Here is a 13,452-nt window from a genome sequence, read left to right as displayed (position 1 = left end):
GGCGGCCGGACATGGCGGGTCGAGGCGGGTGAGGGCCCCGGACAGCGAACGAGGCCGACCGGGCGGCGCTTCGCGCCTGTCCCGTCGGCCTCTTTTCCCATTGTGTACGGGGGTTTAGTGTGGGGACGGGGGAGGGCAACCCCCGTCCCCACCGTAACTGCACACACACGGGCGGAATTGGGTCCTGCCGTGCGTGTCGCGCGGGAGCCGGGCCACGCGAGTGGCTCTGGTTCCACCTCCCTCCCTGTGGCGGGATGATGGCTGACGGCGGCGTCCGGGCTGGCCCGCCGTCGGCCTTCGGGTTGGTTCCCCGGGCCCGCCACGAGGACGGTCCCGGTGATCTTCCAGTTGGAACCTTTGTCGATGGAAGCGCTCCCATCGACCGATGTTGCGACTGTAACCCCCGTCACGCCTTTGTGAAAGACCCAAAACGAGATCGAAACAACTGGGTGATCCTGTCCCCTGTGCGCTTGTTGTGGGAGCGCTTCCATGGCACACTGTCGATTCAACGCGACAGGAGCCAGATCGCGTGGGCGCGGGTCCGCCGAGGGCAGCCGGCAGCACGACTTCCGGTCACGGCACCCGACCGCAGCCGGCGGGACCCCCTCCCGCCGGGCCGCACCGCCGCACCCCGGCCGGGCCCGGGGCGACCACCTTCCCGGCGCCCGAATCCCCCGCGTACCACCACACCCCGCGGGCAGGCGCCACGCCGGGGACCACCCCGGCCTGGTCCGAGGAGACACCGCGCACATGAGACAACTGGCACGACGCCGCCGAGTGGCGATCATCGCCGCCGCCGCGCTCGTCATCGGCGGGGTGACCCTGCCCGCCGGCGCCGCGCAGGCCGCACCCGCCTGCGACGTGGTCTACGCGACCAATGACTGGAACAACGGCTTCACCGCCAACGTCACCATCAAGAACCTGGGCGACGCGGTCAACAACTGGACGCTCAAGTGGACCTTCCCGAACAGCAGCCAGCGGGTCACCCAGGGCTGGTCGGCCAGGTTCAGCCAGACCGGCAGTGAGGTCACCGCGACCAACGAGTCGTACAACGGCAACCTCGGCACCGGGGCCTCCACCACCATCGGCTTCAACGGCTCCTACTCGGGCAGCAACCCGAAGCCCACCTCGTTCACCCTGAACGGCACCTCCTGCAACGGCACGCCGGCCAACCAGCCGCCGACGGTCTCCCTCAGCCTGCCGACCGGGCCGTTCACCGCGCCCGCCGACGTGCCGCTGACCGCCACGGCCAGCGACCCGGACGGGACGATCAGCAAGGTCGAGTTCTACCGCAACGGCCTGCTGATCAACACCGACACCAGCGCGCCGTACGCGTACACGCAGGAGGACCTGCCGGCCGGCAACTACACCGTGCAGGCCAAGGCGTACGACAACGCCAACGGCATCGGTGTCGCCGAGAAGGCGTTCACCGTCGGCGCCGCCAGCGGCCCGACGCTTGTCGCCACGCCGTCCGCGGTGAGCGTCAACGAGGGTGGCACGACCACCTTCAACCTGAAGCTCAGCGCCGCGCCGAGCGCCAGCGTGCCGGTCACCCTCACCCCCAGCGGGGACACCGACGTCACGGTCTCGCCGACCAGCGCCACGCTGACGCCCACCAACTGGAACACCGGGGTCACCGTCACGGTCGCCGCGGCGGAGGACACCGACACCGTCGGCGGCGCCGCCACCATCACCGCGTCCGCCACCGGTCTCGCGTCCCTGGCGGTCAGCGCCACCGAGATCGACAACGACACCCCCGGCGGCGACAACGCCTACATCAAGAAGTTCCTCGCCCAGTACGGCAAGATCAAGAACTCGGGCTACTTCAGCCCCGAGGGAGTGCCGTACCACTCGGTCGAGACGCTCATCGTCGAGGCGCCCGACCACGGCCACGAGACCACCTCGGAGGCGTTCAGCTTCTGGATCTGGCTGGAGGCCCAGTACGGCCGCGTCACCCAGAACTGGGCGCCGTTCAACAACGCCTGGACGGTGATGGAGAAGTACATCATCCCGTCGCACGCCGACCAGCCCACCGCGGGCTCCGCCGGCACGCCGCAGTACGCGGCGGAGTACAACCTGCCCAGCCAGTACCCGTCGGCGCTGAACCCGAACATCTCCGTCGGACAGGACCCGCTCCGCTCGGAGCTCCAGTCCACCTACGGCACCGGCGACATCTACGGCATGCACTGGCTGATGGACGTCGACAACACCTACGGCTTCGGCCACTGCGGTGACGGCACCACCAAGCCGGCGTACATCAACACCTTCCAGCGGGGCACCCAGGAGTCGGTGTGGGAGACCATCCCGCAGCCGTCCTGCGACACCTTCAAGCACGGCGGTCAGTACGGCTACCTCGACCTGTTCGTCAAGGACACCGGCGCCCCCGCCAAGCAGTGGAAGTACACGAACGCCCCGGACGCCGACGCCCGCGCCGTGCAGGCCGCGTACTGGGCGCTGACCTGGGCCAAGGCGCAGGGCAAGCAGGCCGACGTCGCCGCCACCGTGGCCAAGGCCGCCAAGATGGGCGACTACCTGCGGTACGCGATGTTCGACAAGTACTTCAAGAAGATCGGCAACTGCGTCGGGGCCAGCACCTGCCCCGCCGGCAGCGGCAAGGACTCGGCGCACTACCTGCTGTCCTGGTACTACGCCTGGGGCGGCGCGTACGACGCCAGCCAGAACTGGTCCTGGCGGATCGGCTCCAGCCACAACCACTTCGGCTACCAGAACCCGTTCGCGGCCTGGGCGCTCACCAACACCCCGGAGCTCAAGCCGCAGTCGTCGACCGCGGTCGCCGACTGGACGAAGAGCTTCGACCGGCAGCTGGAGTTCTACACCTGGCTGCAGTCCTCCGAGGGCGGCATCGCCGGCGGCGCGACCAACAGCTGGGACGGCAGCTACGCCCAGCCGCCGTCGGGCACCAGCACCTTCTACGGCATGTTCTACGACGTCGACCCGGTCTACAACGACCCGCCGTCGAACCAGTGGTTCGGCATGCAGGCGTGGTCGATGCAGCGCATCGCCGAGCTGTACCTGCAGACCGGCAACGCGAAGGCCAAGGCGCTGCTGGACAAGTGGGTGCCGTGGGCGATCGCCAACACGACCGTCGGCACCAACTGGTCGATCCCGTCGGACATGAAGTGGACCGGCCAGCCGACCACCTGGAACCCGTCCAGCCCGCAGCCCAACACCAACCTGCACGTCGAGGTGATCAGCAAGGGCCAGGACGTCGGCGTCGCCGCCTCCTACGCCCGGATCCTGATCGCGTACGCGGCCAAGTCGGGCAACGCGGCGGCGAAGACCACCGCCAAGGGGCTCCTCGACGCGCTCGACGCCGCCAGTGACGCGAAGGGCGTCTCCACCACCGAGACGCGTGGCGACTACAAGCGCTTCGACGACACCTACGACGCGTCCACCGGGCAGGGCCTCTACGTCCCGCCGGGCTGGACCGGGAAGATGCCGAACGGCGACGCCATCGCCGCCGGCAAGAGCTTCCTCGACATCCGGTCGTTCTACAAGAACGACCCGGACTGGCCCAAGGTGCAGGCGTACCTGAACGGTGGCCCGGAGCCCACGTTCAACTACCACCGCTTCTGGGCCCAGGCCGACGTGGCCATGGCCTACGCCGACTACGGGAGCCTGTTCCCGAACGGCTGAGAGCGACCCGGGGTGGGTGGAGTGCCCCACCCACCCCGGGGTTCGGCCGGGTCCGGGGGAACGACGGGACCCGGCCGGCGGACGGCCTGACACCCACGGTCAGGCCGGGGTGGGCCGGTCATCTGGCCAACGCAGCGGGTCGACCGGCCCACCCCACCGCCCGGACTGAAGACTGCCGCGAAAAAGCCCAGAAATTCGGGCTGGCACGGGATCACACCAATGAGCATGACGGAGTAACGTACGTCACCGGAGAGGCCGCTCCCCCCGTGGCGGCCTCTCCACTTTTATGCCCCTCGGGGCCCCTTCCCGGCAGGTTCGTCGGGCCGGGTGTCCGGGCCGCCGACGACCGGGTGACGCAGCCCCGGGTGCCCGGCCGGCAACGACCGGCGCACCACCACCCAGCTCACGGCCAGCGCCGCCGCGACCAGCGGCCAGGTCAACGCGACCCGGGCGACCACGAGCGCGAGCACCTGCCCACTCAGGTAGAGCGGGACGAACACCGCCAGCCGCAGCAGGTAGGTGGCCGTCCACACCCAACTGCCCCGGCCGTACGCCCGCAGTAGCGCCGGGTCCCGTCGCCACCGGGCGCGCTGGCCCAGCGCCGCACCGACCAGCACGCCGAGCAGCGGCCAGCGCACCACGATGCTGACGGCCCAGGCCAGCGCGCTGGCGGCGTTCGACAGCAACTGGATCAGAAAGAAGTTCTCGGCCCGGCCGGTCCGGACCGCGATCAGCGCCGCGACGCAGACGGCGAGCAGCCCGATCAGCACCGAGCGCGGCCGGTCACCCCGCCGCAGTCGTACGCCGGCCACCACGACGCCCACGGCGAGCGCCGCGCCCACCCCGGCCCACAGCGACTCGTCGCCGAGCAGCCAGCCCAGCGCGAAAGCCACCGGCGGCAGGGTGGCGTCCACCGCGCCACTCCGCCCGCCCAGCAGGTCCGCCAGGGACTCGGCCCGGGCCGCCCCGCCGGCGTCCGGGCCGGCCGTCGTCGACCCGTTCGGGCCGGGCGTCGTCGACCCGTTCGGGCCGGGCGTCGTCGACCCGTCCGGGCCGGGCGTCGTCGGCCCGTCCGGGCCGCGTTCGACCTGGCCGGACTCCCGCTCCGGTGTGCCGCCCACCGCCACCTCCTCGCCTCCGCCTCAACCTAACCGCCGGGAGCCGGTGGGCCACCGGCCGACCGGCCGGCACCGGCCGCTACGGTGTGCGGATGCGCGCGACGGCACGGGGTTGGACCGCGGTCTGGTTGGTCGTACTGGCCCTCGTCCAGGCGGCCGCCTTCCTCGCCGTCTGGCGGGTGGCCGTGCACACCGAGATCGGCCAGTGGGTCGACACGGTCGCCCTGACGGGCAACCAGATCGGCCACGATCGCATCGACGGGCCGGTGGACCGGATCCTCAACGCGATGTCGATCGTCTCCCTGCTCGCCGCCACGGCGATGATCGGCTTCATCGCGCTCATCCGGGGGCGGATCGCCCTGGCCGTCACCGCGACCCTGCTCATCGCCGGGGCGAACGTCTCCACCCAACTGCTCAAGTACGGCCTGAGCCGGCCCGACCTCGGTCTCGACCCCGACCGCGCCGCGGTGGGCAACAGCCTCCCCAGCGGGCACACCGCCGTCGCCGCGTCGGTGGCGGTCGCGTTGATGCTCGTCCTGCCGCCCAAGGTGCGGGCCGTCGGCGCCTTCGTCGGCGCGAGTTACGCCGCCATCGCCGGGGTGGCGACCCTCTCCGCCGGCTGGCACCGACCCAGCGACGCGGTCGCCGCCTACCTGGTGGTGGGCGTCTGGGCGGCACTGGCCGGCCTGGTCCTGCTGATCACGCAGCGCGAGCAGGCCCAGATCGCGCCCGGCGACGCGCACCGCATCGCCGCGATCGTGCTCGGCGTGGCCGGCGTCCTCGCCCTGATCGCCTCCGGACTGGCGCTCACCTGGCTGGTGGACCTGCGCGGGACCGGCCCGGAGGAGTTGAGCCGCCGCCCGCTCTTCGTCGGGTACGCCGGCAGCGCCGCCGGCATCGCCGGCACCATGGCGCTGGTGATGGCCCAGGTGCTGACCGTCGTGCACCGGCTGGTGCCCCGGGTCAAGGGCTGAGTCGACAGGTGGACCTGGTTCGCGCGGCGTTCCGTGCCGAGTGCGTACGGCTCACCGACATCCTGTCCGAGGTGGACGACGCCGATCTCGACCGGCCGACCCCCTGCCCGCCGTGGACCGTGCGGGAGCTGATCGCCCACGTCCGTACCGGCGCCGGGCGGCTTGCCGACATGCTCGCCGCCTCCGCCCCGCCGCGCGCCGAGGTGGACGCCGCCGGCTACTTCGGCGCGGCCAAGTTCACCCCGCAGGTCGACGCCGCCCGGATCGACGCCGCCCGGTCCGACGCCGCACGGTCCGAAGCCGCACGGTCCGAGGCCGCGTGGTCCGAGGCCGCCCGGTCTGCCGCCGCCCGGTCCGAGGCTGCCCGGTCCGAGGCTGCCCGGTCCGAGGCCGCCCGGTCCGAGGCCGCGTGGTCCGAGGCCGCCGGGATCGACGCCGCCCGGGCTGAGGCCGCGCGGTCCGATGCCGCGCGGATCGGTGGCGACGGGCGGGTTGCGGGACGGGCGGCAGTGGCGGTCGAGTTCGAACAGGCCTGGCAGGCCGCCGACGCGGCGGTCGCTGACGCCCCACCCGATCGGGTGATCCGCACCCGGCACGGTGACGCGATGAGCCTCACCGAGTTCCTGCGGACACGGGTGGTCGAGGTGGGAGTGCACGGCCTGGACCTGGCCGCCGCGCTGGGCCGACCGCCGTGGCTCACCCCGCAGGCGGAGGCGGTGATCGCCGACCTGCTCACCGGTGGGCGACCGGCCCCGGCCGGGTTGCGGTGGGATCGGTTGACAGTGATCCGCAAGACCACCGGTCGGGAGACGCTGACGGTCCCGGAACAGGCCACGATCGATGCCGCAGGCTTCCGCTGGCTGGTCTTCGGTCGCTGACCACCCGCCCGAGCCGGTCGTCACCACCGCGCGCGCGAGGCGGCCCAAGATTCACGCAACTTCGGGGAAGCTGCCGCCTCGCCGGCCGAGGATGCGGCAGTTTCCCCGAAACTGCGCGGATCTTGACCGGCGCGCCCCGGGCCGGCCAACCAGCCTGGTTGGTCAGCTCGCCGGGCGCGGCGCGGGCACGTGCGGGGCGACGCCCCGCAGGTGCGTGAGCACCACCGGGTCGATCCGCCCCGGCACCAGCCGCTCCTCCAGGTTCTCCAGCCCCGCCCAGGAGACCAGCGCGGCCTCCGTCCCGGCGCGGCCCACCTGGTGGCCCAGCGCGGTGAGCAACGTCGCCACCTCGTCGGCGACCGCGCCGCTCAGGTCGAGCAGGGTCGCCGGGTCGGGTCGGCTGAACAGCATGGTGTGCACGGCCAGCAGTCGACCCAGTTCGGTGACCGGGTCGGGATGGTCGTCCACCCGCAGGTCGACAAGCACGTCGCTGGTGCCGCCGTACCCTCCGCCGCGCTCGACCACCAGCAGACCGGCGCTCTGCCGGCCGCGCCGGTCCCCGCCGGCCTCGTCCCCGGCGCGCAGCGCGGCGACCAGCCGCTCGGCGAACGGCAGCGCCGCGCAGGCCAGCCACGTCTCGCCAAGCGCGTCGACGACCTCCGGGCCGGTGAGCACGTTGCCCTGCGCGGCCCAGCCGTCGCCGGTCCGCCCGCCCGCCCACGGGTGGCAGGCCGGGCCGGTCCAGCTCGCGCCCGGGCCGGTGGTACCCACCACGCCGAGCTGCCGGTGCTCCCGCTCGCCGTCGGCGGCGACGAGGCCGGCCACCACGTCGGCGGCGGCCACCCCGGTGCGCAGCAGCGTCAGCCCCTGCGGGCGGTAGGCGAGGTTGACGTGCGCCTGGGTGGCCAGGGCGCCGACCTCGGCCTGCGCCGCCGGCACCAACGCCCCGGCGGCGAGGAACTTGCTGGCCACGACGACGCCGTGGCGGCGGCCGTCGGCGGAGCGGGCGACGAGGGAGAAGGTCACCCGCCGAGACTAACCGGCGTCGGGGCGTACGCCGACGGGTCAGAACGGCGTCGCGGCGGCCTCCGGCGGCGCGCCCTGCGCCCGGCGGGCGTCGGCGACCGCGACGCCGCCCAGCACGAGCACGCCGGCGGCCGACGCGAACAACCCCGGCAGGAACAGCAGCGGTACGGCGGCGGCCGCCAGCACCAGGACGGCGATCCACCGCGACGGCGAGACCCGCCCGAACACCTCGTACTCGAAACGGGCCCGACCGGCCAGGAACAACGCGGGTCCACCGAGCACCATGACCAGCCACGAGCCCGGGGGGTGACCCAGCGGATGCTCGATGATCAGCTCGTAGCCGACCGCCGTGGCGGCCAGGCCGACCACCATGACCAGGTGCGTGTCGGCCGCCGAGCGGCCGATGTTGGCCGGGTGCCGGGCCTCCATGACGGCCTCGCCCAGGATCTGACCGGCGCGCTGGACGTAGATCCGCCACAACATGATCGACGTGGCCACCGCCAGCGTGATCGCCCACACCTGCCCCGGCTCGTCCGTCCCCCTGGTGTACGCGAAGCCGGCCACCAGGATCGTCTCACCCAGCGCGACGAGGAAGAACTGCTGGTACCGCTCGGCCAGGTGCTCTCCGGCGATCTCCCACTTCGAGACCGTCGACCGGCCCAGCCCCGGCACCGGCCAGCCCCACCGGGCGTCCAGGTACTCGACGAGCAGGGCCGCCGCCCAGAGGATCACCTGCGCGTTCGTGGGCAGCAGCGCGCCGACGATCCACAGCACCCCGGTGGCGGCGTACACCACCGCCATGCGCACCTTCAACCGGCGGTACGGGTGCGGGCCCAGCGCGACCGCCAGGATCAGCGGCCGGGACACCTGCGCGACCACGTACGCCACCGCGAACATCAACCCGGTCTGGCTGAACGCCCGGGGGATCGCCACCCCCATCACCATGCTGCACACCAGCGCGATCAACACCACGGCCTGCAGGCTCAACCGGAACGGGTCGTACCGGCTGGTCGTCCACGCGGTGCCTTGCCACACCGCCCAGAGCGCCAGCAGCAACAGCAGGGTCTTTCCGCTGCCGGTGACCGCCGCCCAGCCCTGATCCCGGGCCGGGCTCTCGGTCAGGTCCTCGAACGCCCGCGTGGAGATCCGGGTGAGCGCGAAGACGTAGACCAGGTCGAAGAAGAGTTCCAGGAACGTGGCCCGGCCGGGCGCGGCCGCCGAGGCGACGGGCTCCAGGCGCCCAGATTCCCTGAAACCCATGGTCAGCGGCCTGCGCCGGTGCTCCGGTTCACCCCGAAGTCGTAGCACCCCGGCCGGCGCGCACGGCCGGAAACCGGCGATTCTGCCCACTTCGGGGATCTTGCTCACCTGCCCCGTCAACGGGCACGATCGACCGGTGACGAATCGATGGGGCATGACGGTGCCGTTGGGCGGGATCCCGCTGGCCGATCACGAGGCGGTCTACGCGACCCTCGATCGCGCCGGGTTCACCGACGTCTGGTCGTCCGAGGTCGCCGGGACGGACGCCTTCACCCCGCTGGCGCTGGCGGCGGCGTGGCAGCCACGGCTGCGGCTGGGCACCGCGATCACCCCGGTCTTCACCCGTGGCCCCGGGCTGCTCGCCATGAGCGCGGCGGCGCTCGCCGAGGCGGCCCCGGGCCGGTTCGCGCTCGGCATCGGCGCGTCCTCGCCGGTGCTCGTGCGGGACTGGAACGCGGTGCGGTTCGACGAGCCGTTCCGACGCACCCGCGACGTCCTGCGGTTCCTGCGCGCGGCGCTGCGGGGCGAGACGGTGGACGAGGTCTACGACACCTTCACCGTGCGCCGGTTCACCCTCGAACGGCCACCTGCGGTGCCGCCGCCGATCCTGCTCGCCGCGCTGCGCCCGGGCATGCTCCGGCTCGCCGGCGCGGAGGCCGACGGGGTCATCCTCAACTGGCTGAGTGCCGACGACGTGCCGCGGACCCTCGCCGAGCTGGGCGAGCGCCGGGCCGGCTTCGAGGTCGCCGCGCGGATCTTCGTCTGCCCCACCGAGGACGCCGCGTACGCCCGCAAACTCGGCCGCCGGCTGATCACCAGCTACCTCACCGTGCCGGCGTACGCCGAGTTCCACCGCTGGCTCGGTCGCGACGAGGTCCTCGCGCCGATGTGGGAGGCGTGGGCCGCCGGTGACCGGCGCGGCGCCGGCGCGGCCGTCCCCGACGAGGTGGTCGACGCCCTGGTGCTGCACGGCTCACCGGAGCGGTGCCGAGCCCAGGTCCGCCGCTACGCCGACGCCGGCGTCCAGGTGCCGGTCCTCGCGTTGCTGCCCACCCCGGAGGTGAGCGCCGGCAGCGCCGCCGCGCTGATGACCCTCATCGCACAGTTGGGCACCGAGCCCGTGGGAGCGTCCGCGTGAACCTGACCGATCGGATCGCGGTCGTCACCGGCGGCGCCGGTGGCATCGGGGCGGCACTGTCGCGGCGCTTCGCCGCCGAGGGCGCCGCGGCGGTGGTCGTCGCCGACCTGGACGCCGAGGCGGCCCACGCGGTGGCCGAGGGCATCGGCCCGGTGGCGCACGCCGCCGCCCTCGACGTCACCGACGAGGCCCAGGTACGCGCGCTCGTCGACGACACCGAACGACGCTTCGGCCGCATCGACCTGTTCTGCGCCAACGCGGGGGTGACCACCGGCGGGGGAGTGGAGGTCGACGACGCGGCGTGGGACCGCGCGTGGCGGGTCAACGTGCTCGCCCACGTCTACTCGGCCCGGGCGGTGCTGCCCGGCATGCTCGCGCGCGGCGGCGGCCACCTGCTGCACACCTGCTCGGCGGCGGGGGTGCTGACCGCGGTGGGCGACGCCGCCTACACCGCGACGAAGCACGCCTCGGTGGGCTTCGCCGAGTGGCTCGCCATCACCTACCGCGACCGGGGCATCCGGGTCAGCGCCCTCTGCCCGCAGGGAGTGGACACCCCGATGCTCGCCGACGGCATCGCGGAGGGCCACCTGGGCGCCCGGGTGATCGCCGCCTCCGGGGCGGTGCTCACCCCGGACCAGGTCGCCGAGGCGACAATCGCCGGGCTGGCCGAGGAGCGGTTCCTGATCCTGCCGCACCCGGAGGTCGCCGACTACGCGCGCCGCCGCGCCGAGGACCCGGACGGCTGGCAGGCCGGCCTCCGCAAGCTGGTCCGCCGCCTGACCGCCTGACCGCCGCTACCGCGCGGGCACGCGCCCGATGGCGAGGAGGTGCGCGCTCGACGCGACGAGCGCGGACTCGCTGGAGTACACCCGGGCGAGGTCCAGCGCGCCACCGAAGACCGTCTCCTCCGCCGGGCCGCCGATCGCTGCCTCCGCTGCCGTCCACGCCGGCCCTTCGACCCCGTGCACGACCACCTCGGTCAACCCCGCGGCCTGGCACTCGTCAATGATTTCCTCGACCCGGTGGAAGTAGGCGTGGGTGAAACCGATCCGCGGGTCGTTGGTGCCGTCGCTGAGCAACGCCCGTGCCTCCGCGAGGGTCCGCTCGTCCAGTCGGCCGGTGGCCGCGAAGTCCAGCGCACCCGCGAACCGTGAGATGACCGCCGCCACGACCCGGCCACCGGGGCGGGTGACGCGGACGGCCTCCCGCAGGGCCCGTAGCCGATCCGCGCGTCGCACCAGGTGGTAGAGCGGGCCCAGCAGCAGCGCGGCGTCGAACGCGCCGTCGGCGTACGGGAGGGCACGCGCGTCGGCGACCTGCGCTTCGATGGACGGCTGGCCGGCACGGGCGTGCGCGACGTGACCCGGCACCAGGTCCACGAGGCGCACCTCGTGACCGGCGGAGACGAGCGCGCGAGCGTACGCGCCGGTGCCACCGCCGACATCCAGGACGCGGGCGCCGGGTTCCGGCAGGAGGTCCCGCAGGAGTTCCAACGTCCGGATCCACTCCAGACGGGCCTGGGGTCGGCCGGTGAGACGCTGGTCCTCGCGGTAGCGCCGCGTGTAGTAGTCGACGATGTCGCTCGAATGCTGATCCACACGCTGATGGTCATCGCCGTGCCGCCCGCGCGCCAACGCATTTCACCAGTCGACGGACCCGTCGGCACGAGCCGGCCGGGTGACGGTGGGTAACGGGGCATCCCCCGGCGACGGGAGCGGCTTCCCCTGCGCCGGGGAGGACCGGTCCGTCCATCGGCGCAGATCATCGGTGCATGACTGTCGCCGCCCGTCCACACCCATCCGAAACGTCCGGCCCGACCAGACGGTGGGCGGTGGCGTGCGTCGTCTTCGTCGTCGGTGAGGTGGCTCTCCGTCTGTACTGGATCGCGGGGGGCCGGTGGGCGTACACCGCCTGCGACCGCACCGATCTGGTCGACCCCGGGGGTGGGTGCGGCGCGGACCGCGTCGAGTCGCTGCCCTTCTGGGCGGGATGGGGCGCGGTGGGAGGCGGCATCGTCCTCGCGGCGGTGGCTCTCCACACGGTCCGGTCCTCCGGCCGCCTCGCGTCCGCCGCTAGCTGGGCCGCGGCGGCCCTGCTGACGGTCCTCGCCTTCCCGCTGCACCTGATCTTCGAGCTGCCAGCCGCGGTGTCCGGGCGTCCCTCGGACTGGCGTGACCTGGGCGCCCGGCTCGCGCTGACGGCCGGCGGCGTCCTGTTCGCCGGGCTGGCGAACGCCTCCGGTCCGCGGCGTGCGCCGGTGGCCGCCGGCTATCGTCCGGTGCCACGGTGGGCCAGCCGTTGGGCGTACGTGGCCGTCGCGCTACCGGTGGTGGGCTGGGCCGTACCGCACGGGCTCTGGGTGCTCGGCGTTCCGTTCGGCATTCCCGAGCGGCAGTTGACCGAGATCCAGCGGGGCCTCTCGACGGGGACGGGCGTGGCGATCACGCTGATCCCGCCGCTCGCCGGCCTGCTCGTTCTCGGGCTGGTGCAGCGGTGGGGGCAGCAGTTCCCGCGCTGGGTGCCGGGGCTGCGCGGTCGACCGGTTCCCCGGCTGCTGGCGCTGATCCCGGCCGGGGCGGTGGCGCTCACGCTCGTCACCTACGGCGTGTTGAGCGGCGGGATCGTGGTCGGTCGACTGGTGACGGGTGAACTGCCCTGGTCCGACGTGGTGCAGGAGTGGGCGGTGGCCGCCACGCTGCTGGTCTTCCTCGGCTGGGGAGTCGCGCTGGGCGTCACGACCACCGGCTACGCCCGCGCCACACGCGCGCGCCAGGAGCAGACAGCCGCCACCAGCGCGTCGTCGTGAGGCTTCCGATCCGTCCACAATCGCCGGTGCCTTCGCGGCTCCGGCCCGCACCGACAGGAGCAACCGTGACCCTCGCTGACGTCGACCGTACCTGGGCGGCCGCCCCGAAACCCTGGGCCGTCTGGGCCGCCTACGCCGTCCCCCTCTGCGTCCTGCCGTCCGCGCTGTGGCGACTGTCGCTCGTGTTCACCGACAGCGCCGTCACGACCTGGTACATGATCTTCCTGTCCGTCCTGTCGATGGGCCTGGCGCTGCTGACACTCGGGCTGGTGCAGCGCTGGGGACAACGGGTGCCGGGCTGGTTGCCGGTGCTCGGCGGTCGTCGGATCCCGGCGCGCGCAGTGGTGCTCGTCGCGCTGATCGGCGGATCGTTACTCGTCGCCATCTACGCGTACTTCCTCCTGAACCACAGGTTCCATTTCGTGCAGCGCACGTGGGTCGGAGTCGGAGAAGACGAACCGGTGCATCCGCCTCCCGGCTGGGAGGTGCTCCGGTACTACGCCCCGATGCTTGCCTGGGGGCCGCTCGTCATTGCCGTGGCCGTCGACTACGGTCGTCGGGCCGCCCTGGCTCGATCACCGGCCCGATGACGTCC

Annotated in this window: 11 protein-coding genes; 7 read left to right on the top strand and 4 right to left on the bottom strand. The window is 73.0% G+C overall.

Annotated features, from left to right (window positions below):
* The first annotated feature begins 750 nt into the window (after positions 1-750).
* Entirely contained in the window at positions 751-3,657 is a 2,907-nt protein-coding gene (locus tag MILUP08_RS23655) for a glycoside hydrolase family 48 protein (protein ID WP_007462429.1), read from the top strand.
* A 284-nt stretch (positions 3,658-3,941) separates the two neighbouring features.
* Here MILUP08_RS23655 and MILUP08_RS23650 read toward each other — a convergent pair whose 3' ends face one another.
* On the bottom strand, positions 3,942-4,604 hold the full coding sequence (locus MILUP08_RS23650; RefSeq protein WP_051066040.1) for a DUF3159 domain-containing protein: 663 nt from the start codon (positions 4,602-4,604) through the stop codon (positions 3,942-3,944).
* 257 nt (positions 4,605-4,861) lie between these two features.
* Here MILUP08_RS23650 and MILUP08_RS23645 point away from each other — a divergent pair, with 257 nt between their 5' ends.
* Both MILUP08_RS23645 and MILUP08_RS23640 read left to right on the top strand, forming a co-directional pair.
* On the top strand, positions 4,862-5,749 hold the full coding sequence (locus MILUP08_RS23645) for a phosphatase PAP2 family protein (RefSeq protein ID WP_193376580.1): 888 nt from the start codon (positions 4,862-4,864) through the stop codon (positions 5,747-5,749).
* Between the two features lie 14 nt (positions 5,750-5,763).
* The gene (locus MILUP08_RS23640) at positions 5,764-6,627 is read left to right on the top strand and encodes a maleylpyruvate isomerase N-terminal domain-containing protein (RefSeq protein WP_420329276.1); all 864 of its coding nucleotides are present in this window, start codon (positions 5,764-5,766) and stop codon (positions 6,625-6,627) included.
* A gap of 162 nt (positions 6,628-6,789) precedes the next feature.
* Here MILUP08_RS23640 and MILUP08_RS23635 read toward each other — a convergent pair whose 3' ends face one another.
* Both MILUP08_RS23635 and MILUP08_RS23630 read right to left on the bottom strand, forming a co-directional pair.
* Positions 6,790-7,653, bottom strand: a complete 864-nt coding sequence (locus MILUP08_RS23635) for a DUF1028 domain-containing protein (protein ID WP_007462425.1) — start codon at positions 7,651-7,653, stop codon at positions 6,790-6,792.
* A gap of 39 nt (positions 7,654-7,692) precedes the next feature.
* Positions 7,693-8,913 (bottom strand): low temperature requirement protein A, encoded by a 1,221-nt coding sequence (locus MILUP08_RS23630; RefSeq protein ID WP_039908665.1) that lies wholly within the window; start codon positions 8,911-8,913, stop codon positions 7,693-7,695.
* 154 nt (positions 8,914-9,067) lie between these two features.
* Here MILUP08_RS23630 and MILUP08_RS23625 point away from each other — a divergent pair, with 154 nt between their 5' ends.
* On the top strand, positions 9,068-10,051 hold the full coding sequence (locus MILUP08_RS23625; protein ID WP_007462423.1) for an LLM class F420-dependent oxidoreductase: 984 nt from the start codon (positions 9,068-9,070) through the stop codon (positions 10,049-10,051).
* On the top strand, positions 10,048-10,839 hold the full coding sequence (locus MILUP08_RS23620; RefSeq protein ID WP_007462422.1) for an SDR family oxidoreductase: 792 nt from the start codon (positions 10,048-10,050) through the stop codon (positions 10,837-10,839). Before MILUP08_RS23625 ends, MILUP08_RS23620 begins: the two co-directional genes overlap by 4 nt.
* A gap of 6 nt (positions 10,840-10,845) precedes the next feature.
* Here the strand turns inward: MILUP08_RS23620 and MILUP08_RS23615 are convergent, their stop codons facing one another.
* Positions 10,846-11,649, bottom strand: a complete 804-nt coding sequence (locus MILUP08_RS23615; RefSeq protein ID WP_007462421.1) for a class I SAM-dependent methyltransferase — start codon at positions 11,647-11,649, stop codon at positions 10,846-10,848.
* A 263-nt stretch (positions 11,650-11,912) separates the two neighbouring features.
* Here MILUP08_RS23615 and MILUP08_RS34005 point away from each other — a divergent pair, with 263 nt between their 5' ends.
* Both MILUP08_RS34005 and MILUP08_RS23605 read left to right on the top strand, forming a co-directional pair.
* Complete coding sequence (locus MILUP08_RS34005; protein WP_144057005.1) at positions 11,913-12,857, top strand: hypothetical protein; 945 nt, start codon at positions 11,913-11,915, stop codon at positions 12,855-12,857.
* Between the two features lie 65 nt (positions 12,858-12,922).
* Positions 12,923-13,447 (top strand): hypothetical protein, encoded by a 525-nt coding sequence (locus tag MILUP08_RS23605; protein ID WP_007462419.1) that lies wholly within the window; start codon positions 12,923-12,925, stop codon positions 13,445-13,447.
* The last annotated feature ends 5 nt before the right edge of the window (positions 13,448-13,452 follow it).

The sequence above is a fragment of the Micromonospora lupini str. Lupac 08 genome (genome assembly GCF_000297395.2).
Taxonomy (GTDB): Bacteria; Actinomycetota; Actinomycetes; order Mycobacteriales; family Micromonosporaceae; genus Micromonospora; species Micromonospora lupini.
Note: the sequence above shows the minus strand (reverse complement) of the source record. Positions and strands in the feature narration are given on the sequence as shown.

Bases quoted from the DNA above. Each gene is read 5' to 3' on its own strand.
- MILUP08_RS23655 (WP_007462429.1), top strand. From the start codon at position 751: ATGAGACAACTGGCACGACGCCGCCGAGTGGCGATCATCGCCGCCGCC.
- MILUP08_RS23630 (WP_039908665.1), bottom strand. From the start codon at position 8,913: ATGGGTTTCAGGGAATCTGGGCGCCTGGAGCCCGTCGCCTCGGCGGCC.
- MILUP08_RS23625 (WP_007462423.1), top strand. From the start codon at position 9,068: ATGACGGTGCCGTTGGGCGGGATCCCGCTGGCCGATCACGAGGCGGTC.